This window comes from Citrobacter sp. RHBSTW-00524, assembly GCF_013747755.1.
Lineage (GTDB): Bacteria > Pseudomonadota > Gammaproteobacteria > Enterobacterales > Enterobacteriaceae > Citrobacter > Citrobacter braakii.
On the sequence record NZ_CP056421.1, the window covers coordinates 2,876,311 to 2,900,670 of the forward strand.

A 24,360-nucleotide genomic window follows, 5' to 3' on the forward strand; every position below is an offset into this window, starting at 1 on the left:
CTTTATTTAAACTGTTTGAGGAAACGCAGATCGTTTTCGAAGAAAGAACGCAGATCGGTTACGCCGTAACGCAGCATGGTCAGACGCTCCATACCCATACCGAATGCAAAGCCAGAGTAGATTTCCGGATCGATACCGACGTTACGCAGCACGTTCGGGTGAACCATTCCGCAACCCAATACTTCCAGCCATTTGCCATTTTTACCCATCACATCGACTTCCGCAGAAGGTTCGGTGAACGGGAAGTAGGAAGGACGGAAACGAACCTGCAGGTCTTCTTCAAAGAAGTTGCGCAGGAAATCATGCAGAGTGCCTTTCAGGTTGGTGAAGTTGATGTTGGTATCAACAATCAGCCCTTCCATCTGATGGAACATTGGGGTGTGCGTCTGATCGTAGTCGTTACGATATACGCGGCCCGGAGCGATAATACGGATCGGCGGCTGTTTTTCTTTCATGGTGCGGATCTGCACGCCGGAAGTCTGCGTGCGCAGCAGACGAGTCGCATCAAACCAGAAAGTGTCGTGGTCAGCGCGCGCCGGGTGATGGCCAGGAATGTTCAGCGCATCGAAGTTATGATAGTCATCTTCGATTTCCGGACCGGTCGCCACGGTAAAGCCCAGCTCACCAAAGAAACTTTCAATGCGATCGATAGTCCGCGTTACCGGATGCAAACCGCCGTTTTCGATACGACGCCCAGGCAAGGAGATATCGATCGTTTCTTCAGCCAGACGAGCATTCAGCGCGGCATTTTCTAATTCGGCTTTACGCGCGTTCAGCGCTTGCTGAACCTGCTCTTTGGCTTCGTTTATCACCGCACCTGCTGCCGGGCGCTCTTCTGCCGGCAGTTCACGCAGGGTAGTCATCTGAAGGGTCAGGTGCCCTTTCTTGCCCAAATATTCGACGCGGACATTGTCTAACGCGGCAACATCTGAAGCCTGGTTAATGGCGGCCGTTGCACTGGCAACCAGCTCTGCGAGATGTGACATGGTTTTCCTCGTTATGTTGCGATATTCACTAGTCGCTCGTATATACACAAAATCATTCTGGCTGAGTCAAGGCAGCAGTAGAGCGCTAATCCCCAGACAAATATGTGACTGGGGGAAGCGACTGCAGCCAACGCAGAGGCAGCCTGAAGGATAACGTGTATAAAAAAAGCCTCCACCAGGGAGGCTTTTAGGCGCTGTTTTCCGTTTCTTCTTTCACGCGCAAGCCTCCTGAGTTCAGGTGCTAAAGTAAAAGAAGAAGCGGAAAATAGCAGCATTCATGCTTGCGTTACCTTGTGTGGTAAAAACCGGACAACCTTTATTGAAAAGGCTTACGGATAAATTGTCAACCAATTGATTGCACTACAAATAAAAGAGAGGGAGCCAGGCTCCCTCTTTTCACCGGCTTATGCCAGAGCTGCTTTCGCTTTTTCGACCAGAGCGGTGAACGCTACTTTGTCGAATACTGCGATGTCAGCCAAGATCTTACGGTCGATTTCAACAGAGGCTTTTTTCAGGCCGTTGATGAATTTGCTGTAAGAAATACCGTTCTGACGTGCTGCTGCGTTGATACGCGCAATCCACAGTTGACGGAACTGACGCTTTTTCTGACGACGGTCACGATAAGCGTACTGACCAGCTTTGATAACAGCCTGGAAGGCAACGCGGTATACGCGAGAACGCGCACCGTAGTAGCCTTTAGCTTGTTTCAAAATTTTCTTGTGACGTGCACGGGCAACTACACCACGTTTTACGCGAGCCATATGTGCTCTCCTGTATCTATATTCTTAGTAAAAAAATTAATTAAACGTTAACGGCTTATGCGTACGGCAGGCACGCGATAACCAGACCCAGATCGCCTTTAGAAACGAGGCCTTTTGGACGCAGGTGACGTTTACGCTTAGTAGATTTTTTGGTCAGAATATGACGCAGGTTTGCGTGCTTACGCTTAAATCCACCACCACCGGTTTTTTTGAAGCGCTTAGCAGCACCGCGTACGGTCTTAATTTTTGGCATTTTAATAACTTCCACTTCGCATTGTTAATAAACGAAACGTAGGCGAACAACGGCTGTGGAACCCGCAGGCTCCACAGACATTGCTACTTGAAGGCCTTACTGTTTCTTCTTAGGAGCGAGCACCATGATCATCTGGCGGCCTTCGATCTTCGTAGGGAAGGATTCGACTACTGCCAGTTCACTCAGATCGTCACGGACGCGGTTGAGCACTTCCATACCGATCTGTTGGTGGGCCATCTCACGACCGCGAAAACGCAGCGTGATCTTAGCCTTATCGCCATCTTCCAGAAAGCGTACCAGGCTGCGGAGTTTTACCTGGTAATCGCCATCGTCGGTGCCAGGACGGAATTTAATTTCCTTAACCTGGATAACTTTTTGCTTTTTCTTCTGTTCCTTAGAAGACTTACTCTTTTCATAAAGGAACTTGCCGTAGTCCATAATACGACAAACTGGCGGTTCGGCGTTAGGGCTGATTTCAACTAAATCTACTCCAGCTTCTTCAGCTTTTTCGATCGCTTCTCTCAGACTCACAATACCCAAAGCTTCGCCTTCCAGACCTGTTAAGCGAACTTCCAGGGCGCGAATCTCGCCATTGATACGATTCGGACGTGCCGTTTGAACTCGTTTTCCGCCTTTAATACCTTATTCCTCCAGTTGTTGAAGACTGCGGCTGCGAATCTCTTGTTGCAGCTTCTCAATCACTTCATTTACGTCCAGGCTGCCCAAGTCTTTGCCACGACGGGTGCGCACGGCAACTTTGCCTGCTTCTACCTCTTTGTCGCCACAGACCAACATATAAGGGACACGACGTAAAGTGTGCTCGCGGATTTTAAAGCCAATCTTCTCATTTCTCAAGTCTGCTTTTACACGAATACCCGCATTTTGTAGTTTCTGCGTTAATTCGTTGACGTATTCAGACTGTGAATCGGTGATGTTCATGACGACAACCTGAACTGGCGCAAGCCAGGTCGGGAAGAAGCCAGCGAACTCTTCGGTCAGGATACCGATGAAACGTTCCATCGACCCAAGAATTGCGCGGTGAATCATAACCGGCACCTGACGCTCGTTGTTTTCGCCAACATAAGAGGCGCTTAAACGGGACGGCAGAGAGAAGTCCAGCTGTACAGTACCGCACTGCCATGCACGATCGAGGCAGTCATACAGGGTAAATTCAATTTTCGGACCGTAGAATGCGCCCTCACCCAGTTGGTACTCAAACGGGATGTTGTTTTCTTCCAGCGCAACGGCCAGGTCAGCTTCAGCACGGTCCCACATTTCATCGCTACCGATACGTTTTTCGGGGCGAGTGGACAGTTTGACGACGATTTTCTCGAAGCCAAAGGTGCTATACATATCGTAGACCATACGAATGCAAGCGTTAACTTCATCACGGATCTGCTCTTCTGTACAGAAGATATGTGCATCATCCTGAGTGAAGCCACGAACACGCATCAGGCCATGCAGCGCGCCTGACGGCTCATTACGGTGGCAGCTACCAAACTCGGCCATACGCAACGGCAGATCACGATAGGATTTCAGACCCTGATTGAAGATCTGCACGTGGCCCGGGCAGTTCATGGGCTTAATGCAGTATTCACGGTTCTCAGAGGAGGTCGTGAACATCGCATCTTTGTAGTTATCCCAGTGACCTGTTTTTTCCCACAGCACGCGGTCCATCATGAACGGACCTTTAACTTCCTGATACTGGTATTCTTTCAGTTTTGAGCGAACAAAGACTTCCAGTTCACGGAAGATTGTCCAGCCATCATTGTGCCAGAACACCATACCCGGCGCTTCTTCCTGCATATGATACAGGTCAAGCTGCTTACCGATTTTACGGTGGTCGCGTTTGGCCGCTTCTTCCAGACGTTGCAGGTAGGCATTCAGGGCTTTTTTATCGGCCCATGCAGTACCATAAATACGCTGCAGCATCTTGTTATTGCTGTCGCCACGCCAGTATGCCCCAGCGGTCTTCATCAGTTTGAAGTGATGACAGAAACGCATGTTCGGCACGTGCGGGCCACGGCACATATCGACATATTCTTCATGATGGTACAAGCCAGGCTTGTCATCATGGGCAATGTTTTCATCAAGAATGGAGACTTTATAGGTCTCGCCACGCTTCACGAAGGTTTCACGCGCTTCGTACCAGCTGACTTTCTTCTTAATGACATCGTAGTTTTTCTCAGCGAGCTCGTGCATCCGCTTCTCGAGCGCGTCGACATCTTCCTGGGTTAGCGTACGGTCAAGATCGATATCGTAGTAAAAACCGTTATCAACAACCGGTCCGATCGCCATTTTGGTGTGCGGCCAGAGTTGTTTGATCGCGTGCCCTAACAGGTGCGCACAGGAGTGACGAATGATCTCCAGACCTTCTTCATCCTTCGCGGTGATGATGGAGAGCTTCGCATCATGCTCAATCAGATCGGAAGCATCTACCAGCTCACCGTCAACACGGCCAGCAATAGTGGCTTTCGCCAGACCTGGACCGATGTCCAGCGCAACATCCATGGGGCTTACAGCGTGGTCGTAATGGCGTTGGCTGCCATCAGGAAGAGTAATAACAGGCATGTTATATCCTTATTTGCAGTGGTGACCCACACGTAAGATCACATACAAAGATTCAATATTTAAAATCATCAAAAAGGTGTGGGCTGATTCCCGCTTCACTCTGCGAAATATGTCACTGGTCGCCTTAATGGCTACACTGGACCTACACCCGCTTTTTGATAACACCGTTTGACAGTGTACACGGCATTACGAGCCGATCAAAGCAACAATCAACGCGCACTCTATGATGTAAATCAATTCACTGACACCCTGACGTTTTTGTTACACTTGTATAAAGTTATCTAACCTGAGCAGGAAAAGGACAATGCCAACAAATCGCTTTGCGAAGAAACACTGGAAGATGGTTGTGATACTGCTCGTTATTTGTGCGGCAATGCTGATGCTACGTTGGGCTGCGATGATCTGGGGTTAAAATACTGGCACACGCTGTTCCGGTTCCGTTGTATTTATCAATTAAATCGAATTCGTCTGAAAATAGCGCGTTATTGATAAGTATTAAAAATAAAACACAGATTTAATATTAAATAAATTTAACGTTAATTGAGAAAAGCCGGGCCAATTATTTGACCCGGCTTGTCATTACATACGATAGCCGAGTGACACAGTAGTACGACGATCGGTATGCTCCGGCGCTGTTGCCGGTGGTTCAGAGTTCCAGGTAACGTTGTAAGCCACCTTTAACCCAAAGTGTTCGTTGATGGCAACGTTCAAGGCTGTTTCAGAATTGAGCGTTGTATCGTCAGCACCAAATACCGACACACCTTGCGTAAACTTAGTATTGTCCGTCATCTGCCACGCATAGGCCCCGGACGCATAGCCCAGCGGCTGTGTTTCGGTGATGCCATCCGTGTGCTCGTCATAGCGCACACCAGGACCGAATTCAAAACGGAAGCTGTGCACCGGTCCGTTGAGGAACTGACGACCATAACCTGCGGTCAGCACGTCACGCTCGCGATAGCCGTTGTAACGGTCGGTCAGCCAGCTTGCCTGACCAAAGAGATAATCATAGTCGGTCATGTTGTAACGACTACGGCCACCTACGGCATATTTCTCTGATGAACGCTCATCATTTGAGGAGGTATTGCTGGCATTTCCCCACAAAGACCACGCCGTAGTTTGACCGTACCAGGTCATGGTGGTGTCTGCAGTTAAAGAAGAACTTTTTGTGTTGCCTGACTGGGCGAGATATCCCGCGTTCAGGTTACCTTCAAAGGTTTTTTTCGCGCTGGAAGGGTCATCCATGACAGTAAAAACGGAATCATCGGCGGCAGCCTGCATTGACGCAAGCAGGCCACCCGTCAGCAGTAACGCTGCGGGCACTGTCTTCAAAAGCTTCATTTATTAAGAGTCCGTACAACAAAAAAAGAGACCATAACGGTCTCGGAAACTTTCATATGGATCAATGACAAAAGACCCTTGAAAGGTAACAAATTATAAAAAGACTCGAATAACATAGCAATAAATTCTTATTTCATTTTTTGAATAAGAGCGTTCCTAAACCGTTTTTTTATTTATATATCTTTAACGCGAATATTTTAAATAAAGATATGAAAAATCATGTTGTTAATTACTTCACTTTCGGGGGGTTAAGTGCCAGACTGAGGACAGCCTAACAGGAGGTAAAGATGGTACGTATCTATACGTTAACACTTGCGCCCTCTCTCGATAGCGCAACAATCACGCCGCAAATCTACCCGGAAGGTAAGCTTCGCTGTACCTCGCCGGTTTTTGAACCCGGCGGCGGCGGTATCAACGTCGCTCGCGCAATTGCCCATCTTGGCGGCACCGCTACGGCCATCTTCCCTGCGGGTGGCGCCACCGGAGAGCATCTTGTTGCTTTGCTCGCCGACGAAAATGTTCCCGTATCCACCGTCGAAGCTAAAGACTGGACCCGACAAAATCTCCATGTCCACGTTGAGTCCAGCGGCGAACAGTATCGCTTCGTCATGCCAGGCGCTGCGCTCACCGATGATGAGTTCTACCAACTTCAGGATCAGGTGCTGGAAATTGAGTCTGGCGCACTGCTGGTTATCAGCGGCAGTTTGCCGCCTGGCGAACAGCTTGAGAAGTTGACCCGGCTCATTACCACAGCACAAAAACAAGGGATTCGCTGTATCGTCGATAGTTCTGGCGAAGCGCTGGCAGCAGCATTAACCATCGGCAATATTGAACTGGTCAAACCCAACCTCAAAGAACTGAGCGCGCTGGTGAATCGCGAACTCACGCAGCCCGATGATGTGCGCAACGCCGCACAAGAAATCGTGCAAAGCGGAAAAGCGCATCGCGTAGTGGTCTCGCTTGGACCACAAGGAGCGCTGGGCGTTGATCGTGAAACCTGTGTCCAGGTGGTTCCGCCACCAGTGAAGAGTCAAAGTACCGTAGGCGCGGGCGACAGTATGGTCGGGGCCATGACGCTTAAACTGGCGGAGAGCGCACCTTTTGCAGATATTGTTCGTTACGGTGTCGCCGCAGGTAGCGCCGCCACCCTGAATCAAGGTACGCGCCTGTGCGCTTTAGACGATACGCAAAAAATATACGCGTATCTGGCTCAGTAATAACGGCTTCCCCTTGTTTAGATACAAGGGGATTTCCCCGTAAAACTGTCGGCATGGGTGTTATACGTCTATGATAAAAAATCACGTGATTACAAAGAAGTGAATCATGTGCGACCGGGCGTCTTCACAACGATGCGAGGTGAAGAAGAACGACACACATTAAGTGCCTTTCCAGCGATGACGCGTCCGTGGTGTGCGTCAGTTCGTGTTTTTTAACCGCATTCTTGCGCTAACCTTATGATCTGGCAGACAACATGGGGAGAGACATCATGTGGCAGGCTATCAGTCGTCTTTTAAGCGAGCAATTAGGTGAAGGCGAAATCGAACTGCGTAACGAACTGCCCGGCGGAGAGATCCACGCCGCATGGCATTTACGCTATGCGGGGCGCGATTTTTTCGTCAAATGCGATGAAAGAGAGCTGTTAACCGGCTTTACGGCGGAAGCCGATCAGCTGGAGCTACTTTCTCGCAGTCAAACCGTATCTGTACCGAAAGTCTGGGCGGTAGGCGCAGACAGAGATTACAGCTTTCTGGTGATGGATTTCCTCCCTCCCCGTCCGCTTGATGCGCACAACGCGTTTATCCTCGGCCAGCAGTTGGCACATTTGCACGAATGGAGCGATCAGCCGCAGTTTGGGCTCGACTTCGATAATGCGCTCTCTACCACGCCGCAGCCCAACACCTGGCAACGTCGCTGGTCAACCTTTTTTGCCGAGCAGCGTATTGGCTGGCAGCTGGAACTCGCCGCTGAAAAAGGCATTGCGTTTGGCAATATCGACGCCATTGTCGAGCATGTTCAGCAGCGTCTCTCTTCCCATCAGCCGCAGCCATCTCTTCTGCATGGTGATTTGTGGTCCGGGAACTGCGCCCTCGGCCCGAACGGCCCGTACATCTTTGACCCTGCCTGCTACTGGGGGGACAGAGAGTGTGACCTGGCAATGCTGCCGTTACATACCGATCAGCCGCCGCAACTCTATGACGGTTATCAGTCTGTTTCTCCGCTACCATTGGATTTTCTCGACAGACAGCCTGTCTACCAGCTCTATACGCTGCTGAACAGGGCTATTCTGTTTGGGGGACAGCATCTGGTCGTGGCGCAGAAAGCGCTGGACAGGTTACTGGCGGCTTAGCAAAGTCGCACGTTGCTTATCTGGCCTGGCGTTTCACAACGCGTCAGGCCTGATAGTGCAGCAGTTACAAAAAACCCAGTAATGAAAAGAAGAAGTAGCCAATCACGATAACGATCACCGGCAAAATATAGAGCGGGAAAATTTGTAAAAAGATCGTATGGTGCGGTACCACAATACGCGACTCAAGTTGCTCGCGTGATAACCCTTCACTGCCCTTTGCCTGTTCCAGAATCAACTGGTCCTCAACGCCCTCGCGTAAATAACGCGCCTGACGGCTCATTCTGGCGCCTGAATCCTGCAACGCCAGACCGATAAAAATCAGAATGAAAATCAGCCAAAAAACGAGATTCAGTCCACTTTGAAAATCGGGCGTCGGCGAGTTATACCAAAACACGTTAAGAAAAGGTGTGTTCACGCGCATCATGTCGATCATCACGTGAGCAAAATCGAGCATGACCGCGTTAATCCCTTCCTGCTTTTCGCTGTGCGCATACATAAACTTCAGTACTGAAACCAGGGTTGAAATCAGCGCGGGAATGAAAATCACCCATCCCACCAGCCTTTTCAAGATGGCAATGCGTCCAGCTTGTTGATACGTCATGAGTTCCCCTTGATTAAGACGTGTCATTTTGGCCTAAGTTTACCCGTTGATTATCGTTTTCGCCTGATCTTTAAAGGCGGTATACTGCTGAATTAGCCATAATGAACGCTCAGAGCCCGTCCTGGCTGGCTCTTAATCCCTTTTATCACCCGTAAAGGAGAGGTTGTGATGTCAACCCCGCGTCAAATTCTTGCTGCAATTTTCGATATGGATGGATTACTGGTCGATTCTGAACCGCTTTGGGATCAGGCCGAACTGGATGTGATAGCAAGTTTAGGCGTTGATATCTCCCGCCGCCATGAACTTCCCGATACACTTGGCTTACGCATCGACATGGTGGTTGATTTGTGGTTTGCACAGCAACCGTGGAACGGTCCCTCACGTCAGGAAGTTACCGAGCGCATCATTACCCGCGCAATTGCGTTAGTTGAAGAAACAAAACCACTGCTGCCGGGCGTGCGTGAGGCCGTGGAATTGTGTAAATCTCAGGGGTTGAAAGTAGGACTGGCATCCGCCTCGCCGCTGCATATGCTGGAAAAAGTGCTAACCATGTTTGATCTGCGCAGCAGCTTCGATGCACTGGCTTCTGCGGAAAAACTGCCCTACAGCAAACCGCACCCGCAAGTTTATCTCGATTGCGCGGCGAAACTGGGCATTGACCCTTTAAACTGCGTAGCACTGGAAGACTCGGTGAACGGCATGATTGCTTCGAAAGCCGCCCGTATGCGTTCCATCGTGGTACCTGCGCATGAAAATCAGGACGATCCTCGCTTCGTTCTGGCCGACGTCAAACTGGCCTCGCTCACCGAACTCACTGCCGCTCACCTGCGCGGCTAATCCTGCGACGGGCAATGATCGCATTGCCCGCCTGCCGGACGCTGGGGCACGCCTGATGACCTGAAAGGCCCGGTCGTGTTCCTCGCAAGTGCTGCCTCGGACTATATACATGGCTATACGCAGGCCGTGGATGGCGGTTGGCTGGCGCGGTAAAGGCGCACTTGTGACAAAGAGTTACAACGTCACCTCTTCCGCCTACTGTATAAAACCCCTATACTGTATGAATCGACAGTTTATTGGGTTTTATCATGACGGCGGAAGGTCACCTTCTTTTTTCTATTGCCTGTGCGGTATTTGCCAAGAATGCCGAGCTAACGCCCGTTCTTGCGCAGGGTGACTGGTGGCATATTGTTCCTTCAGCCATTTTAACGTGCCTGCTGCCGGATATCGATCATCCCAAATCCCTGCTGGGACAGCGTCTGAAGTGGATATCAAAGCCCATTGCCCGGGCATTTGGTCATCGCGGATTTACGCATAGCCTGCTGGCGGTTTTTGCCCTGCTGGCCACGTTTTACCTGAAAGTCCCTGATACCTGGATAATTCCAGCGGATGCCTTACAAGGTATGGTTCTCGGTTATCTCAGCCACATTCTGGCCGACATGTTGACCCCGGCGGGCGTCCCCCTGCTTTGGCCCTGCCGCTGGCGTTTTCGTCTGCCTATCCTCGTGCCGCAAAAAGGCAACCAACTGGAGCGATTTCTGTGCATGGCGCTGTTCGCGTGGGCAATCTGGATGCCGCAGACCGTACAAGAGAACAGTGCGGTGCGCTGGTCATCACAAATGATAAATACGCTGCAAATGCAGTTTAATCGTTTTATAACGCACCAGGTTGACTAATAAATCAGCCAAAAAGTTATTTTTGGCATAAACAATTCCATTTGAATATAAGAGGCAAGTCACAGTTCTGCTAATCTTGCGCCAACAGAATCACCGTCACACGGTGATACGCATAATAAGATCAGGAGAACGGGGATGAACTATCCATTAATCGCGAACATTATCGTGTTCGTAGTGCTGCTGTTCGTGCTGGCGCAAGCCCGTCACAAGCAGTGGAGTCTGGCAAAAAAAGTACTGGTCGGTCTGGTCATGGGTGTGGTGTTTGGCCTCGCCCTGCACACCATTTATGGTTCCGACAGCCAGGTTCTTAAAGATTCCGTACAGTGGTTCAACATTGTCGGCAACGGTTACGTCCAACTGCTGCAGATGATTGTCATGCCGCTGGTGTTTGCGTCTATTCTCAGCGCCGTTGCGCGTCTGCACAACGCCTCTCAGTTAGGTAAAATCAGCTTCCTGACCATCGGTACGCTGCTGTTTACTACGCTGATTGCCGCGCTGGTAGGGGTTCTGGTGACCAACCTGTTCGGCCTGACCGCGGAAGGTCTGGTGCAAGGTGGGGCCGAAACCGCTCGTCTGAACGCGATTGAAACCAACTATGTTGGCAAAGTAGCTGACCTCAGCGTTCCACAGCTGGTGTTGTCGTTTATCCCGAAAAACCCGTTTGCCGATCTGACCGGAGCTAACCCGACGTCGATTATCAGCGTGGTTATCTTCGCGGCATTCCTCGGTGTTGCCGCACTGAAGCTGCTGAAAGATGATGCGCCGAAAGGCGAGCGCGTGCTGGTCGCTATCGATACCCTGCAAAGCTGGGTGATGAAGCTGGTTCGTTTGGTGATGCAGTTGACACCGTACGGTGTTCTGGCGCTGATGACCAAAGTAGTTGCAGGCTCCAACCTGCAGGACATAATTAAGCTGGGTAGCTTCGTCGTAGCCTCTTATCTCGGTCTGGGCATTATGTTCGTGGTACACGGGATCCTGTTGGGTGTTAACGGCGTTAGCCCGCTGAAATACTTCCGCAAGGTGTGGCCGGTGCTGACTTTCGCCTTCACCAGCCGTTCCAGCGCAGCCTCAATTCCGCTGAACGTTGAAGCGCAAACCCGTCGTCTGGGCGTGCCTGAATCCATCGCCTCTTTTGCCGCCTCCTTTGGCGCCACCATTGGCCAGAACGGTTGTGCAGGGCTGTACCCGGCAATGCTGGCAGTAATGGTCGCCCCGACCGTCGGGATCAACCCGCTGGACCCGATGTGGATTGCGACGCTGGTCGGTATCGTCACCGTCAGTTCCGCAGGGGTTGCGGGTGTGGGTGGCGGTGCAACGTTTGCCGCGCTGATCGTCCTGCCAGCTATGGGTCTGCCGGTCACGCTGGTTGCGCTGCTGATTTCCGTTGAGCCGCTGATCGATATGGGTCGTACCGCGCTGAACGTGAGCGGTTCTATGACAGCCGGTACGCTGACCAGCCAATGGCTGAAACAGACCGATAAAACAATTCTGGACAGCGACGATAACGCCGAACTGGCGCATCGCTAAGTCTGTTAGATCTGAAAAACAAAAAAAACCGCCGGAGTGTCATGCTCCGGCGGTTTTTTATATCCGTTAATCGCTCAGTTCATTTTCCTGGCGAACCTGATTAGCCCAGCGTTGCGCTGATTCCGGGACCGTAAATGCAGGCGAACGCTGAAACGCCTCCCCTATTAAGACAAAAGCGACATATTTTCCGCGCAGTATCCATACGTCACGAAACGCATCCATTTTAACTGCATGCTCTGGTGGGGCTGGCTCCACGCGAGGAACATAGCTAATTACCGGACGATTTTGTTGGCGAAGAGGTTTCATAATCAGTTGCTTCACTAAAGACTAATTCTAAAAATCAGAAAACGGCTATCTTAGCCGATTTTGTCTCCTGACGTCCTGCCTTGCGTGCGCTGTTTGCCTGGTTCATCGCGCTTTACGCCCTCGGTCAGTTCCTGCACCACTGAGCAAGTGGTCTATAGTTAAAGCTTTTGACGGCAACAACGACCTTTAAGCGATGAAAACAGGAGACGAGTTTAATGTCACAGAATGATAAGCACCCACTCCATCACTCAGCGCCGGTTCATGATGCCAGCGAATCCCAGCCAGGACTTGACTCACTGGCACCAGCAGACGGTTCACATCGGCCAACACCTGAACCCACGCCACCAGGCATGCAGCCCACTACGTCCGGCAGCTTAAAAGCGCCTGACACCAAAAGTGACAAACTCAACGCGCTGGATAGTTTTCGTAAAGGCAGCGAAGATTTTGCTCTGACAACCAATCAGGGAGTGCGCATCGCAGACGATCAGAACTCTCTGCGCGCAGGAAACCGTGGGCCAACTCTGCTGGAAGACTTTATCCTGCGGGAAAAAATCACCCATTTTGATCACGAACGCATCCCGGAGCGGATCGTACATGCCCGAGGTTCGGCCGCTCATGGTTACTTTCAGCCCTATGCCAGTCTCAGCGCGACAACGAAAGCGGACTTTCTGAGTGATGAAAATAAAATCACCCCGGTTTTTGTCCGTTTCTCTACGGTTCAGGGCGGCGCAGGCTCAGCGGATACGGTCAGAGATATTCGAGGATTTGCGACCAAATTTTATACTGAAGAGGGCATTTTCGATCTGGTGGGAAACAACACGCCAGTCTTCTTCATTCAGGATGCCCATAAATTCCCGGATTTCGTTCATGCGGTAAAACCGGAGCCGCATTGGGCTATCCCACAGGGTCAAAGCGCCCACGATACCTTTTGGGATTATGTTTCATTACAGCCAGAAACGTTGCACAACGTTATATGGGCAATGTCCGACCGGGGTATTCCACGCAGCTATCGCACGATGGAAGGCTTTGGCATCCACACATTCCGGTTGATAAATGCGCAAGGGAAAGCCACCTTTGTCCGTTTTCACTGGAAACCGCTGGCGGGCAAAGCTTCGCTGGTATGGGATGAAGCGCAAAAACTTACCGGTCGTGATCCCGACTTTCATCGCCGCGATCTGTGGGAAGCTATTGAAGCAGGCGATTATCCAGAATACGAACTGGGGCTGCAGCTCATTCCTGAAGAAGACGAATTCAAGTTCGATTTTGACCTGCTCGACCCGACCAAGCTGATCCCGGAAGAGCTGGTTCCGGTGCAACGCGTTGGTAAAATGGTGCTGAACCGTAATCCGGATAATTTCTTCGCCGAAAATGAACAAGTCGCTTTTCATCCCGGACACATCGTCCCTGGTATTGATTTTACCAACGATCCCTTGCTGCAAGGCCGCTTGTTTTCTTATACCGATACCCAGATCAGTCGCCTGGGCGGGCCCAACTTCCATGAAATCCCGATTAATCGCCCGACCTGCCCGTACCATAACTTCCAGCGTGACGGTATGCATCGTATGGACATCGATACCAACCCGGCCAACTATGAACCTAATTCCATCAATGATAACTGGCCGCGTGAAACGCCGCCGGGGCCAAAACGCGGTGGATTTGAATCGTATCAGGAACGGATTGAAGGAAACAAAATCCGCGAACGTAGCCCCTCTTTTGGCGAATACTATGCGCACCCTCGCCTGTTCTGGCTAAGTCAGACGCCAATTGAACAGCAGCATATTATCGGCGGATTCAGCTTCGAACTCAGCAAAGTTACGCGCCCCTATATTCGGGAAAGAGTGGTCGAACAGTTAGCCCATATTGATACAGCCCTCGCCGAGGCGGTTGCCGATAATCTCGGTTTTGAGCTAACCGAGGAACAGACCAAAATCGCCCCACCGGCCAACGTGAATGGTTTGAAAAGTGCGCCGTCACTCAGTTTATATGCGGGTGCGCAAGGTGAGATTAAGGGCCGCGTGGTCGCCATTCTACTTAATGACCAGGTGAAATCGGGCGACCTGCTTGCCATCATGCAAGCCTTACAGGCCAAAGGCGTTCACGCCAAACTGCTCTATTCCCGAATGGGTAATGTGGTTGCCGATGATGGTTCCGTCCTGACAATCGCCGGTACCTTTGCGGGTTCACCATCGCTGACCGTCGATGCGGTTATCGTTCCGTGTGGCAATATCGCAGATATCGCTATGAACGGTGATGCCCGATATTACTTACTCGAAGCGTATAAGCACTTAAAACCTATCGCACTGGCTGGCGATGCGCGTCAGTTTAAAGCAACGTTGGATATCAAAACTGAAGGAGAAGAAGGCGTGGTGGAGGCAGACAGTGCAGACGCACAGTTTATGGATACCCTGCTGACGCTAATGACTGCGCACCGCGTCTGGTCACGCGCCGGAAAAATCGACACGATCCCTGCCTAAAAAAATGCGGCGCATTATGCGCCGCAAACTCAGGAGTTAGATGTTCAGAAAACTGCCAAGACGATAACCGCGTTCCGCAATAGCATATTTCAGTGACGGAGACGTCAGCACGTCGAGCTCAGTTAAGCGGGGGTAACAGTAGGCACTTTGACGAATAATGTCATCGATAAAGGCCGGATGACACATCACTTCCAGCGAGGACTCTCCCCGGTCTGCTGACGCGTCAAGCGTTTGCAAAAACAGGGCTTCAGAAATCGCTTCGCCATAAAACTCGCTGCTGAATCCCTGGGAAGTCCGTAACGTCTGCGGAAAGTCAGACGCCTGGAATACCGCCTGACGATCGATCCGTAACGCAATCCCCCGTTGGGCAGCAAACCCGGCCACGATAGGGAAAATCTGCGGGAACATATGCACATGGTGATGGCTATCCAGATGCGTTGGCTCCCGCCCGAACAGGTCAATAAAACGCTGATACTGCGCGGCCAGTTCCTGAGAAATTTCATCCAACGGCAAGGTGTCTTCTTCAGCCATCTGCCAGATCCATTTTCCCAGTAACCCGTCACGAGTAAGGCCTGGCATTGCCGTCAACGGCCTGCCCAGCGTCAGAACAAAATGCATCCCAACGGCAAGTTCAGGAATGTCGCGACTCAGCTGTACCGCATGGTCAATGGCTGCGCCATTAACCAGTGCGGTTGTCGAGGTGACCACGCCATTGCGACAGGCTTCAACAATGCCGTAGTTTTGTCCTTTACTCAGGCCAAAATCATCCGCATTTACAATCAGTACGCGTTCCATAGCCGACCTCAGTTAGTGTTGTTCGCTTTTGAGTTTCTCGATACACCCGGCGAAGTTTGGCAGCCATTTTTCATGCGCCAGAATCAGCTCACGCGCCAGAATCTCGGCATCGCTGTCAGAATGCACCAGCGGGCTCAGGTTCAACGCCAGCAGCACATCATTCAGCTCGCCGCTCAGTGCCGCATTGCTCGCCGCGACTTCAAAGCCTTTAATGGTATAGATAAGGCCGAGCACTTTCTCATCAAAATGGGTAATACGTGGGTGCGGCGTGGCGCCGTTGCGTCCCAGTGTACAGGTCATCTCAACCGCCCAGTCCGCCGGGATATTGTCAACATGCCCATGATGTGGAACGTTGACATAGTGCTCGGTCTGTTTGTCGTTGTAGATGGCGTTGATCACTTCACAGGCCGCATCGGAGTAATAGGCTCCACCACGCTGTTCCAGCTCTTTCGGTTTCACGTTCAAATCCGGGTTTTTGTAGAGATCAAACAGTTGTTTCTCCACTTTCTGTACCACCTGAGCGCGAGCGCCGCCCTTATAGTATTCACCCATTTCAATCGCCAGCATCTCTTTTGGCTTGAAGTAATAGAGCAAATATGAGCACGGCAGCAGCTTCAGCGAGCGAATCAACCCTTCACTGAACGGCAGATCGAAGATGTTCTTCACGGTGGAGGCTTTCAGTTGACCTGAAGCCACGCCATCCAACAGTTCATCAAAGCGTGATTTACCATTCACCAGTACGTCTTTAATAAAGACCATATGGTTCAGACCGAACAGATCGATGGATAAGTCATCGCTCTCTTTCAGCGCCAGCACATCGCTAATGAACATTTTCATGCCGACAGGAATATTACATACACCGATGAATTTCTTAAAATTCGTATGGCGATAGACCGCTTCCGTCACCATCCCTGCCGGGTTAGTAAAGTTAATCACCCACGCATTCGGGCACAGTTCTTCCACATCTTTGACAATATCAAAGATAACCGGAATAGTACGCAGACCTTTGAACAGCCCACCAGCGCCGTTGGTTTCCTGCCCCAAATACCCGTGGCTCAGCGGAATGCGTTCATCCTTTTCGCGGGCTTTCAGTTGCCCTACGCGCAGCTGGGTAGTAACGAAATCAGCATCTTTCAGCGCTTCACGACGGTCCAGCGTTTTAAACAACTTCATCGGCACGCCAGCTTTATCGATCATGCGCTGGCAAAGGTCAAAAATAATGTCCAGCTTCTCTTTTCCATCGTCGACATCAACCAGCCACAATTCAGAAACCGGTAATTCATGATAGCGCTTAATAAAGCCTTCAAGTAACTCAGGGGTGTAGCTGCTCCCGCCACCGATAGTGACGACTTTTAATTTCTGGCTCATACTTTCTCCCTTCAGTGTCAAAACACTGACGTGTATTATGCTCAACCCGTTTGTCAGGTATAGCGTGGCTGTCCCGACGCTATTTTGGGCAAGCTATAAAAAATGGGTTATTGGCTAATAATATCTACTGATTAAATTCAGTTAATTTCTTACGATAGCTATTAGGTGTAAATGACGTCAGCTTTTTAAACGTTTTAATAAACAGACTTGGACTACTGTAGCCAGATTCGTAAGCAATATCCGTTACAGAATAGTTAGTCATTTCCAGCTGTTTTTTGGCAAAGTTAATGCGGATTTCATTAATGATCTGCATCGGCGTTTTGCTGTAATAACGCTGGGTTGCGCGGGTCAGATACTCCTGAGATTTCGCGGACAGGTGTACCATGTTTTCCAGCGCATTCTCGCTAAACTGCCGTTTGTCATGCATGGTCTCCACGGTGGTTTTAAGCCACTGCGGAATATCATCCAGCACCTGCTCCTCGCGATGATGGCGCAACCGGTTAATAATATAGAAGGTGACCACTTCTACAAATTCATCCAGCCCACTCTCGCGAAAGTTCAGTGATGCAATAACCGTTTCAATGTAAGTGAGAAACGAATTATTCGCCCGATAGACCTGCGATGCAACGAAACAAAATGGCAGCAGCGGGTGGTAGTGCTGTTCAAAAAAGCGTTTACTGATACCGACGTTCAGGATCCTTGTCGCCCCAAAATCATAAAAACTCTGGTGGTGCGATCCCAATGGAATAAAAACAAAGTCCCCGCGTTCGAGCAATACGCGTTTACCGTTGATTTCCTGATAATAGCGCCCGGTTAAAACCAGGGTAAATTCGTAGTAGTCATGCTGATGCAGCCCGCTGATGCTCTCAGTTTTGTTATAGATGAACACATGGAAATTTTTGCCATTAAACAGCTGCTGCTCATAGACGGTTTTAATTTCCGGTGCGTTAATCTGTAGCTGCATTATGCACTCCTCGCTATTTCAGCTTTTCGTGAAGCTCAATCAGTTCAGTCACCAGCTCACGCGCCAGCATTGATGTCATCAGGTGGTCCTGAGCATGAACCAGCACCAGGCTAACTTTCATTTTACCTTCGCCCTGATCGCCTTCAATCAGTTTCGTTTGCACGAGGTGCGCTTCATTCAGCGCCAGGCGAGACTGGTCCATCATAGCCTTAGCTGACTCGAAATCGCCTTGCTTGGCCATTTTGAGCGCGCCGTACGCCAGGCTACGCGCCTGACCGGAGTTGATGATGAGACCCATCACCACTTCTTCGAGTTCTTCTGCTTCTGACTGCGTGTCGACGATGTTTTCGATATCCAACATACTTTTTTCCTCTGGTTCAGTCCGGCATGACCGTGAAGCCATGCCGGATTAAATTTAGAATTTCAATGCGTTAGCGATATCTTCTTCGCTTTCTTCTTGATCAATAACGTTCTGCGCTTTGTTGGCTACCACCACGAACGGCAGGTAAACCAGCGTGGCGATACCGAGGTTGAACAGCGCGACCAGCAGAGCAGCGACGCTACCGTTGGTATTAAAGAACGCGCCCAAACCGGTTGGCATGGTCCACGGTGCGATGTTGGTAATCGGTGGAATAATGCCGGAGTAATAAGCCGCCAGCGTAATCGCCGCCAGAATCGGCTGCACCAGAATGAACGGGATAAACATCACCGGGTTCATGATGATCGGCAGACCGAACAGGATAGGTTCGTTAATCTGGAACAGGCCTGACGGCAGTGCCAGTTTAGCAACCTGACGATAATCCGGACGACGCGATGCCAGGAAGATAGCGATAATCAGACCCAGCGTAGCCCCGCTACCCCCGAGGAAAATATAGGAGTCGAGCATCGGTTTCGCCCAGACGTGGAAGGTCTTTCCGGCTTCCAGCGCGGCGTCTACGGAACCAAACTGTTGGTAAATGGAGATGTTTTCCAGCGCCCATGGCGTCATGATACCGCTGTCCAGCGCGGTCAGCGCCAGTGAACCGTGAATACCGAAGAACCACAGCAGCGGAACAAAAATCACGTAGGCCCAGCCCACCACGCTGCCCAGCGATGCCAGCGGCGTTGAAATGGAATCCATGATAATCTGGTGGAAGTTCGTACCCCAGGTGTTCAATGCCCAGGCGATGATCCCCATAATGGAGAGGATAAGGAAGCCAGGAATCAGCGCAGAGAAAGAGCGCGACACGGATGTCGGTACGCTATCAGGTAATTTAATTACCCAATTGCGACGGACCACAAAGGTGAACATTTCCGCGACCGCGAGGCCGATAATAATACCGGAAATAATATTGGCACCGCCGAGCCAGTTCGCGCCAACGGCATAGGCTTCACCCACGCTATATGGCGTTACGGTCATAAACGCGGCGACGGATAACAGCCCGGCAGCCAGAGAGTCGACTTTGCGTTCTTCTGCCAGCGCCATACCGATAAAGAACGGCGCCATCAATGACATGATACCCAGCGTACCGTTATAGACGTTTCCACCAATGCCTTTCAAACTATTCAGCGTTTCAATAGTTGAAGCATCAAGTCGAATGCCCATTGAATAAAAAAACGACCCCTCCCCAAAGCTCAGGAAAACGTTATTGATTAATACAAACATGGCCCCTGCGAGGGTTAACGGCATTAAACGAATAAAACCGTTTTTGATTGCATTAACGTGTGGCTGCTTTCCAATTTTTACAGCAAAAGGAAGGAGTACCTTTTCAAGTGAAGCAATAGCGTTACTCATAGAAAAATACCCTTAAATACCGCAATTAATAATTGCGGTGAATGTTAATGAAATAACTCTTTGACGGGAAAAATTAAAATAAAATAATTAATTTGCTGCGGCTTTTTTAATTGCTGCAACCGCAGCCTTAAGCACGCCTAAACCATCGACTTTGCCATACAGCAGCGAGTCAATCACTTCCACAGGCTTGTTGGGTAACAAACGCTGAATTTCGGGCAACATATAAGCAATTTGTGGACCTAATAATACAACATCGGCCACTGGACCTTTTTCTCCGGCCAGCGTTTCAGGAAACGCTTCAATAATAACCGGTACTTCGTATTTTTCGGCCTGAGCACGCATCTTCGAAACCAACAATGAAGTCGACATGCCCGCAGAACAAAACAGATAAATGTGTTTCTTTTCCATTAAAACGATCCTCATGTGCGATTATCTGTCACCAGACACTCCGCAAGCCCTAACCTGCATCCATGCTCTGGGTAACTTGCGTCAGCTAAATTACTTTTTTAGGTGGCTGAAATGAGTATACGGGATTGCACCGGCGGATGGTATTTCCTTGACCAACTAAATTGTCTCTCCTTGACCTGGCGTTATGACCACCCTCACACTTCAGGCAAATAATTCGCGTCAATAATTAAGATCGTGTGACATAAAAAAACCGGCGCAGTGGCCGGTTTTCCCGAGTGCTCAGGCAATAAACAGTTGTTACTTCTTCGCTGCCTGCGGGTCGGTGTCGTACTCTGCGCAGGTCTGGTAGCCAGAGTTAATCACGTGTCCGGTGTCATCTAAAGCAACAAAATAGGTCTCAGCTTTACCATCTCGTTGACCCAGGATGTAGGTCTGACACGTCCCACGCGCATGGATCATACTGACTTCGGAAGACGGTTTACCGGCAATCTGCGCTACCTGCGCCCGGCTCATCCCTTTCTTCACATCTTTCACCACGGGCTGAACAAATTGGTCTTTCGTACGATCGTAGGCCGTACACCCTGCCAGCATAGTCAAAACAGCCGCTGCGCTCAGAATTCCTGTTAGATTCTTGTTCATATTCCGTCCTCTTGTATTTCAGCGTGTTATATAAGCCTGGAGCACAACAACGCATTTTTCAAGCAATCAGAGGATACTTAGGTGGTTTCGGAAAATTCTATTAAAACAAAATGATGCTATATCAGGCTCGCATCCCTTGTCGTTTGGGCCTCAACGCGTTAGCTTTAACACATCATTTTTTTGATCATTTTATTTTTCGGAGGGGGTTAAATGACTCTGCAGCAAGAGATAATCCAGGCGCTTGGCGCAAAACCGCACATCGATGCAGAAGAAGAAATTCGCCGCAGCGTGGATTTCCTGAAATCGTATCTGCAGACCTACCCCTTTCTGAAATCGCTGGTGTTGGGAATTAGCGGCGGACAGGACTCAACGCTCGCGGGAAAACTGTGCCAGATGGCGATCACCGAGCTGCGAAAAGAAACGGGTAATGACGCACTGCAGTTTATTGCCGTACGCCTACCGTATGGCGTTCAGGCCGATGAGCAGGACTGCCAGGATGCCATCGCCTTTATTCAACCGGACCGCGTACTGACCGTCAATATTAAGGGCGCGGTGCTGGCCAGCGAGCAGGCCCTGCGTGAAGCGGGTATTGAACTGAGCGATTTTGTGCGTGGCAATGAAAAAGCCCGTGAACGTATGAAGGCACAATACAGTATCGCCGGCATGACCAGCGGGGTTGTCGTGGGTACCGATCATGCTGCAGAAGCCATCACCGGATTTTTCACTAAGTACGGCGATGGCGGTACCGACATTAACCCACTATTTCGTCTGAACAAGCGCCAGGGCAAACAACTGCTCGCCGCGCTGGGGTGCCCGGAGCACTTATATAAGAAAGCACCAACTGCTGACCTCGAGGACGATCGCCCTTCTCTGCCGGATGAAGCCGCACTGGGCGTCACTTACGACAACATCGACGACTATCTGGAAGGAAAAACGCTGGATGCCGACGTCGCAAAAAAAATTGAAGGCTGGTACGTGAAAACTGAGCATAAACGTCGCACACCGATCACCGTGTTTGATGATTTCTGGAAAAAAGCGTAATCCTTTTCCCTTCAAAATGCCGGGTAGCGCCAGGATTGGCCCTATCTGGCATTAGCCTGCTGAATCTCATGCCGCTTTTTTAATCGCCCTCAAACTGCTACACTGGATGAATAACCAGCATCTGGAGTCAACAGTGGTACAGCGTCAATCAGCCCCTCGTATGACATTTGAGGCAGCGGCAATCTATGAATATCCCGAGCACCTGCGCCCGTTTTTGAGTGCGCTTCCCACCGCGCCAGGCGTCTATCTGTTTCACAGTGATAGCGACACCATGCCGCTTTATATTGGTAAAAGTGTCAATATTCGCAGCCGTGTGCTGGCGCATCTGCGTACCGCAGACGAAGCGAGTATGCTGCGTCAGGCCAGGCGCATTAGCTGGATTTGTACGGCCGGAGAAATTGGCGCCCTGCTGCTGGAAGCGCGGCTTATCAAAGAACAGCAGCCCCTGTTTAACAAACGGCTGCGACGCAATCGCCAGCTGTGTGCCTTGCAGCTTACCGACCGAACGGTTCAGGTGGTTTACGCACGAGATATTGATTTCTCCCACGCCCCCAATCTGTTTGGCCTGTTTGCCAACCGCCGCGCAGCGCTACAGACGCTGCAAAGCCTCGCCGATGAACAACAGCTGTGCTACGGCCTGTTGGGGCTGGAACCCCTCAGCCACGGGCGCGCCTGTTTTCGCTCCGCGCTTAAACGCTGCGCCGGAGCCTGCTGTGGGAAAGAAAGCCCTGAAGCGCATCATGTGCGTCTGGTAGAAGCCCTGGAAAGAGTGCGCGTAATCTGCTGGCCGTGGAGCAATGCCATTGCGCTGCAGGAAACCCGCGCTGAAATGACGCAGTACCATATCATCAATAACTGGCTGTGGCTGGGAGCCGTTTCAACGCTGGATGAGGCAGCTACACTGGCGCGAATGCCGGCCGGCTTTGATCAAGATGGCTACAAAATTCTCTGCCGGCCTATTCTGTCTGGTCAATATGACATTATTGAACTGAGTCCGGAGAATGCCCCGGCATCCAGTTGATCTCGCTGAACAGCAGTTTCCCCTCGCGCTCCAGCAGTCGTAACGTGTGTTTACCGTCGTGCCAGCTTGCACCCTGATCGACGGTCAACAACTTATCACCCAGTTGCCAGGCTCCGCTGATAACAAACACTACGCCGCCGCGCGAACCAAAGGTCGTAAAGGTGCGATCGGCAACTCTGACTTTTGCCTGGCAGACATCACGTCGGGTCATGATATTAAAATCCATCGACATCTGCCCTTCCGTCAGCTTCGCTTTTACCACCTTGTCACCGGCAAAGGTAAAAGGCTGATGCTGTTTCAGGGTATGCGTGAAGGTGTTCGGCTCTTCCAGCGTCACTTCTCCACCTTCCAGCAGGGTAATCACGCGTTCTACGCCGGGAAAAAGAGAAAACTCTCCATTCGCTGCGATGGAGGCGATACTCGCCCGCCAGTGAAAATCTCGTGTTGCTGGCGGAAAACAGCAAATCTCACGCGTTTCTCCCGCACCATTTCGCCACAGATTGACCGGCATTTTGCGGATATCAAAGTATTCCATCATCCCTCCAGAAAGGCGCAGCACGGCAGCCCACCGTAAACAGGCAGCCATAAATCATCATTGTTATGTTCACCCTGCAGATTATTGTTATCGGCAGCAGAGTTGATTTGCCTTAGCGATGAACCCGGTGTTTTGCAAAAAAGAACAACGCGCCCTCCAGGTGGAATTTTCGCGGGCTTCAGGAGAATAACGTGTCACAAGCGCGGTGCAAGAGGCAGCAAAGAAAAAACCGCCGATCCTGCCCACCTCGTTAAACGTGTTGTGGACAAGAGCGGCGGTCTTGAGTTTGGTTTCACACTGTGCGGCAATCAGCACACACAGCGTGAATGATATAGTGTAGACGCTGAACGATTACTCAGCAGCTTGCGGCATTTTACCCTTCTGCGCGGCACGTTCTGTCAGACGCTTCTCAAAATTGGCATTAAACTGCTTTTTCTGTTCCGGGGTCAGAATGTTGTAAATCTTGTTCTGGGTTTCCATATGCGCCAGCATGTTGGCTTTGCGCTGTTCTTCCATCTTCGCAATCTGCGCTTCCGCTTTCGCTTTATCGAAGCTATCGCTGGCGATGATGTCGTGCATTGCGCGGCGCTCTTCCAGCGGCGGACGTTTCATCTGATCACGCTGACCTTTCATGATCTCGCGAATCTGCTGTTTCTGCGCATCGGTCAGGTTCAGGTCTTTAAACATCATGTCGTGATGCGGGGCAAACTTACCGTTGTGGTGCATCATTGGTTTGGCATCAGCTGGCGCAGCTGTTGTCGTGTCAGCGGCGTGGGCCAGGTTAGCAGCGCCCAGCGCCAGGGTAGAGGCAACAAACAGAGCAGTCAGTTTACGCATAATTTCTATCCTTTCTTTCAGTTATTTTTACGACACTCATGCGACTCTTATGCAATGTGATGTCGTGTTGACGAGATTAACTTTACCGGCTTAAGCGTCAATTAATCAGAGCAACGGTAAAACAATGAAAGTGTAAAAAAC

27 protein-coding genes, 1 pseudogene and 1 other annotated feature are annotated in these 24,360 nt (G+C 50.6%); of the genes and pseudogenes, 10 read left to right on the plus strand and 18 right to left on the minus strand.

The window, feature by feature from the left end:
- Positions 1 to 2: 2 nt before the first annotated feature.
- The 6 genes from pheS to thrS form a co-directional block, all read right to left on the minus strand.
- On the minus strand, positions 3 to 986 hold the full coding sequence (pheS, locus tag HV229_RS13835; protein ID WP_016152865.1) for a phenylalanine--tRNA ligase subunit alpha: 984 nt from the start codon (positions 984 to 986) through the stop codon (positions 3 to 5).
- 159 nt (positions 987 to 1,145) lie between these two features.
- Positions 1,146 to 1,270: a sequence feature (Phe leader region), on the minus strand.
- Positions 1,221 to 1,265 carry a pheST operon leader peptide PheM gene (gene pheM, locus HV229_RS26145; protein WP_001386830.1) on the minus strand — a complete coding sequence of 15 codons (45 nt, stop codon included), beginning with the start codon at positions 1,263 to 1,265 and terminating at the stop codon, positions 1,221 to 1,223. It overlaps the preceding feature by 45 nt.
- Before the next feature lie 120 nt (positions 1,271 to 1,390).
- Positions 1,391 to 1,747, minus strand: a complete 357-nt coding sequence (gene rplT / locus HV229_RS13845) for a 50S ribosomal protein L20 (RefSeq protein WP_003030578.1) — start codon at positions 1,745 to 1,747, stop codon at positions 1,391 to 1,393.
- Positions 1,748 to 1,802: 55 nt separating this feature from the next.
- Positions 1,803 to 2,000: a 50S ribosomal protein L35 gene (gene rpmI / locus HV229_RS13850; RefSeq protein WP_003030583.1), complete on the minus strand. Its 198-nt coding sequence runs from the start codon at positions 1,998 to 2,000 to the stop codon at positions 1,803 to 1,805.
- 96 nt (positions 2,001 to 2,096) lie between these two features.
- The gene (infC, locus tag HV229_RS13855) at positions 2,097 to 2,639 is read right to left on the minus strand and encodes a translation initiation factor IF-3 (protein WP_048997935.1); all 543 of its coding nucleotides are present in this window, start codon (positions 2,637 to 2,639) and stop codon (positions 2,097 to 2,099) included.
- A gap of 3 nt (positions 2,640 to 2,642) precedes the next feature.
- On the minus strand, positions 2,643 to 4,571 hold the full coding sequence (gene thrS / locus HV229_RS13860) for a threonine--tRNA ligase (protein ID WP_047500283.1): 1,929 nt from the start codon (positions 4,569 to 4,571) through the stop codon (positions 2,643 to 2,645).
- A gap of 304 nt (positions 4,572 to 4,875) precedes the next feature.
- Here thrS and yniD point away from each other — a divergent pair, with 304 nt between their 5' ends.
- Positions 4,876 to 4,983: a small membrane protein YniD gene (gene yniD, locus HV229_RS13865; protein WP_003030590.1), complete on the plus strand. Its 108-nt coding sequence runs from the start codon at positions 4,876 to 4,878 to the stop codon at positions 4,981 to 4,983.
- Positions 4,984 to 5,150: 167 nt separating this feature from the next.
- Here the strand turns inward: yniD and HV229_RS13870 are convergent, their stop codons facing one another.
- On the minus strand, positions 5,151 to 5,909 hold the full coding sequence (locus HV229_RS13870; RefSeq protein ID WP_181545673.1) for a YdiY family protein: 759 nt from the start codon (positions 5,907 to 5,909) through the stop codon (positions 5,151 to 5,153).
- Positions 5,910 to 6,196: 287 nt separating this feature from the next.
- Between HV229_RS13870 and pfkB the strand changes: the two genes are divergently transcribed.
- Together pfkB and HV229_RS13880 are read left to right on the plus strand one after the other, a co-directional pair.
- Positions 6,197 to 7,126 (plus strand): 6-phosphofructokinase II, encoded by a 930-nt coding sequence (gene pfkB, locus HV229_RS13875; RefSeq protein WP_181545674.1) that lies wholly within the window; start codon positions 6,197 to 6,199, stop codon positions 7,124 to 7,126.
- 269 nt (positions 7,127 to 7,395) lie between these two features.
- Positions 7,396 to 8,256 (plus strand): fructosamine kinase family protein, encoded by an 861-nt coding sequence (locus HV229_RS13880; protein ID WP_016152861.1) that lies wholly within the window; start codon positions 7,396 to 7,398, stop codon positions 8,254 to 8,256.
- A 64-nt stretch (positions 8,257 to 8,320) separates the two neighbouring features.
- On the opposite strand, the gene HV229_RS13885 is transcribed toward HV229_RS13880, so the two are convergent.
- The gene (locus HV229_RS13885) at positions 8,321 to 8,857 is read right to left on the minus strand and encodes a YniB family protein (protein WP_019076635.1); all 537 of its coding nucleotides are present in this window, start codon (positions 8,855 to 8,857) and stop codon (positions 8,321 to 8,323) included.
- 168 nt (positions 8,858 to 9,025) lie between these two features.
- Between HV229_RS13885 and hxpB the strand changes: the two genes are divergently transcribed.
- The 4 genes and pseudogenes from hxpB to tcyP all read left to right on the plus strand — a co-directional run bounded on the left by hxpB (position 9,026) and on the right by tcyP (position 12,057).
- Entirely contained in the window at positions 9,026 to 9,694 is a 669-nt protein-coding gene (gene hxpB, locus HV229_RS13890; RefSeq protein WP_101699998.1) for a hexitol phosphatase HxpB, read from the plus strand.
- Between the two features lie 30 nt (positions 9,695 to 9,724).
- A pseudogene (locus HV229_RS13895) lies at positions 9,725 to 9,847 on the plus strand (SDR family oxidoreductase); the annotation flags it as partial.
- Positions 9,848 to 9,930: 83 nt separating this feature from the next.
- A complete protein-coding gene (locus HV229_RS13900; RefSeq protein ID WP_087050648.1) occupies positions 9,931 to 10,530 on the plus strand; it encodes a metal-dependent hydrolase in 600 nt (199 codons plus the stop codon).
- Between the two features lie 135 nt (positions 10,531 to 10,665).
- Positions 10,666 to 12,057, plus strand: coding sequence for a cystine/sulfocysteine:cation symporter (tcyP, locus tag HV229_RS13905; RefSeq protein WP_019078417.1), 1,392 nt, complete (start codon positions 10,666 to 10,668; stop codon positions 12,055 to 12,057).
- Between the two features lie 66 nt (positions 12,058 to 12,123).
- Here tcyP and cedA read toward each other — a convergent pair whose 3' ends face one another.
- Entirely contained in the window at positions 12,124 to 12,366 is a 243-nt protein-coding gene (gene cedA, locus HV229_RS13910) for a cell division activator CedA (protein ID WP_029139771.1), read from the minus strand.
- 212 nt (positions 12,367 to 12,578) lie between these two features.
- Here cedA and katE point away from each other — a divergent pair, with 212 nt between their 5' ends.
- Positions 12,579 to 14,837, plus strand: coding sequence for a catalase HPII (katE, locus tag HV229_RS13915; protein ID WP_181545675.1), 2,259 nt, complete (start codon positions 12,579 to 12,581; stop codon positions 14,835 to 14,837).
- Positions 14,838 to 14,873: 36 nt separating this feature from the next.
- Here the strand turns inward: katE and chbG are convergent, their stop codons facing one another.
- The 7 genes from chbG to osmE all read right to left on the minus strand — a co-directional run bounded on the left by chbG (position 14,874) and on the right by osmE (position 20,785).
- Entirely contained in the window at positions 14,874 to 15,632 is a 759-nt protein-coding gene (gene chbG / locus HV229_RS13920) for a chitin disaccharide deacetylase (RefSeq protein ID WP_065554665.1), read from the minus strand.
- Between the two features lie 12 nt (positions 15,633 to 15,644).
- Positions 15,645 to 17,000: a 6-phospho-beta-glucosidase gene (locus HV229_RS13925; protein WP_016152854.1), complete on the minus strand. Its 1,356-nt coding sequence runs from the start codon at positions 16,998 to 17,000 to the stop codon at positions 15,645 to 15,647.
- A gap of 124 nt (positions 17,001 to 17,124) precedes the next feature.
- The gene (gene chbR / locus HV229_RS13930) at positions 17,125 to 17,967 is read right to left on the minus strand and encodes a transcriptional regulator ChbR (RefSeq protein ID WP_085951046.1); all 843 of its coding nucleotides are present in this window, start codon (positions 17,965 to 17,967) and stop codon (positions 17,125 to 17,127) included.
- A 10-nt stretch (positions 17,968 to 17,977) separates the two neighbouring features.
- Positions 17,978 to 18,325: a PTS N,N'-diacetylchitobiose transporter subunit IIA gene (chbA, locus tag HV229_RS13935; RefSeq protein WP_003030618.1), complete on the minus strand. Its 348-nt coding sequence runs from the start codon at positions 18,323 to 18,325 to the stop codon at positions 17,978 to 17,980.
- A 54-nt stretch (positions 18,326 to 18,379) separates the two neighbouring features.
- Positions 18,380 to 19,738 (minus strand): PTS N,N'-diacetylchitobiose transporter subunit IIC, encoded by a 1,359-nt coding sequence (gene chbC / locus HV229_RS13940; RefSeq protein WP_003030619.1) that lies wholly within the window; start codon positions 19,736 to 19,738, stop codon positions 18,380 to 18,382.
- Between the two features lie 87 nt (positions 19,739 to 19,825).
- Entirely contained in the window at positions 19,826 to 20,146 is a 321-nt protein-coding gene (chbB, locus tag HV229_RS13945) for a PTS N,N'-diacetylchitobiose transporter subunit IIB (protein WP_003832547.1), read from the minus strand.
- A gap of 297 nt (positions 20,147 to 20,443) precedes the next feature.
- Positions 20,444 to 20,785, minus strand: a complete 342-nt coding sequence (gene osmE, locus HV229_RS13950; protein ID WP_003030621.1) for an osmotically-inducible lipoprotein OsmE — start codon at positions 20,783 to 20,785, stop codon at positions 20,444 to 20,446.
- A gap of 210 nt (positions 20,786 to 20,995) precedes the next feature.
- On the opposite strand from osmE, the gene nadE reads away from it, so the two are divergent.
- Together nadE and cho are read left to right on the plus strand one after the other, a co-directional pair.
- Complete coding sequence (nadE, locus tag HV229_RS13955; RefSeq protein WP_047498859.1) at positions 20,996 to 21,826, plus strand: ammonia-dependent NAD(+) synthetase; 831 nt, start codon at positions 20,996 to 20,998, stop codon at positions 21,824 to 21,826.
- A 133-nt stretch (positions 21,827 to 21,959) separates the two neighbouring features.
- On the plus strand, positions 21,960 to 22,847 hold the full coding sequence (gene cho, locus HV229_RS13960; protein WP_065554663.1) for an excinuclease Cho: 888 nt from the start codon (positions 21,960 to 21,962) through the stop codon (positions 22,845 to 22,847).
- Here the strand turns inward: cho and ves are convergent.
- Positions 22,807 to 23,382 carry an environmental stress-induced protein Ves gene (gene ves / locus HV229_RS13965; RefSeq protein ID WP_016152850.1) on the minus strand — a complete coding sequence of 192 codons (576 nt, stop codon included), beginning with the start codon at positions 23,380 to 23,382 and terminating at the stop codon, positions 22,807 to 22,809. The genes cho and ves overlap by 41 nt on opposite strands.
- 351 nt (positions 23,383 to 23,733) lie before the next feature.
- Positions 23,734 to 24,219, minus strand: a complete 486-nt coding sequence (gene spy, locus HV229_RS13970; protein WP_003030629.1) for an ATP-independent periplasmic protein-refolding chaperone Spy — start codon at positions 24,217 to 24,219, stop codon at positions 23,734 to 23,736.
- Positions 24,220 to 24,360 lie beyond the last annotated feature (141 nt).

Coding starts and splice junctions, on each gene's coding strand:
- katE (WP_181545675.1), top strand. CDS start 12,579: ATGTCACAGAATGATAAGCACCCACTCCATCACTCAGCGCCGGTTCAT.
- tcyP (WP_019078417.1), top strand. CDS start 10,666: ATGAACTATCCATTAATCGCGAACATTATCGTGTTCGTAGTGCTGCTG.
- osmE (WP_003030621.1), bottom strand. CDS start 20,785: ATGAACAAGAATCTAACAGGAATTCTGAGCGCAGCGGCTGTTTTGACT.
- rpmI (WP_003030583.1), bottom strand. CDS start 2,000: ATGCCAAAAATTAAGACCGTACGCGGTGCTGCTAAGCGCTTCAAAAAA.
- spy (WP_003030629.1), bottom strand. CDS start 24,219: ATGCGTAAACTGACTGCTCTGTTTGTTGCCTCTACCCTGGCGCTGGGC.
- HV229_RS13885 (WP_019076635.1), bottom strand. CDS start 8,857: ATGACGTATCAACAAGCTGGACGCATTGCCATCTTGAAAAGGCTGGTG.
- nadE (WP_047498859.1), top strand. CDS start 20,996: ATGACTCTGCAGCAAGAGATAATCCAGGCGCTTGGCGCAAAACCGCAC.
- chbA (WP_003030618.1), bottom strand. CDS start 18,325: ATGTTGGATATCGAAAACATCGTCGACACGCAGTCAGAAGCAGAAGAA.
- ves (WP_016152850.1), bottom strand. CDS start 23,382: ATGGAATACTTTGATATCCGCAAAATGCCGGTCAATCTGTGGCGAAAT.
- yniD (WP_003030590.1), top strand. CDS start 4,876: ATGCCAACAAATCGCTTTGCGAAGAAACACTGGAAGATGGTTGTGATA.
- chbB (WP_003832547.1), bottom strand. CDS start 20,146: ATGGAAAAGAAACACATTTATCTGTTTTGTTCTGCGGGCATGTCGACT.
- pheS (WP_016152865.1), bottom strand. CDS start 986: ATGTCACATCTCGCAGAGCTGGTTGCCAGTGCAACGGCCGCCATTAAC.
- chbG (WP_065554665.1), bottom strand. CDS start 15,632: ATGGAACGCGTACTGATTGTAAATGCGGATGATTTTGGCCTGAGTAAA.
- HV229_RS13925 (WP_016152854.1), bottom strand. CDS start 17,000: ATGAGCCAGAAATTAAAAGTCGTCACTATCGGTGGCGGGAGCAGCTAC.
- hxpB (WP_101699998.1), top strand. CDS start 9,026: ATGTCAACCCCGCGTCAAATTCTTGCTGCAATTTTCGATATGGATGGA.
- pfkB (WP_181545674.1), top strand. CDS start 6,197: ATGGTACGTATCTATACGTTAACACTTGCGCCCTCTCTCGATAGCGCA.
- chbC (WP_003030619.1), bottom strand. CDS start 19,738: ATGAGTAACGCTATTGCTTCACTTGAAAAGGTACTCCTTCCTTTTGCT.
- HV229_RS13880 (WP_016152861.1), top strand. CDS start 7,396: ATGTGGCAGGCTATCAGTCGTCTTTTAAGCGAGCAATTAGGTGAAGGC.
- rplT (WP_003030578.1), bottom strand. CDS start 1,747: ATGGCTCGCGTAAAACGTGGTGTAGTTGCCCGTGCACGTCACAAGAAA.
- thrS (WP_047500283.1), bottom strand. CDS start 4,571: ATGCCTGTTATTACTCTTCCTGATGGCAGCCAACGCCATTACGACCAC.
- HV229_RS13870 (WP_181545673.1), bottom strand. CDS start 5,909: ATGAAGCTTTTGAAGACAGTGCCCGCAGCGTTACTGCTGACGGGTGGC.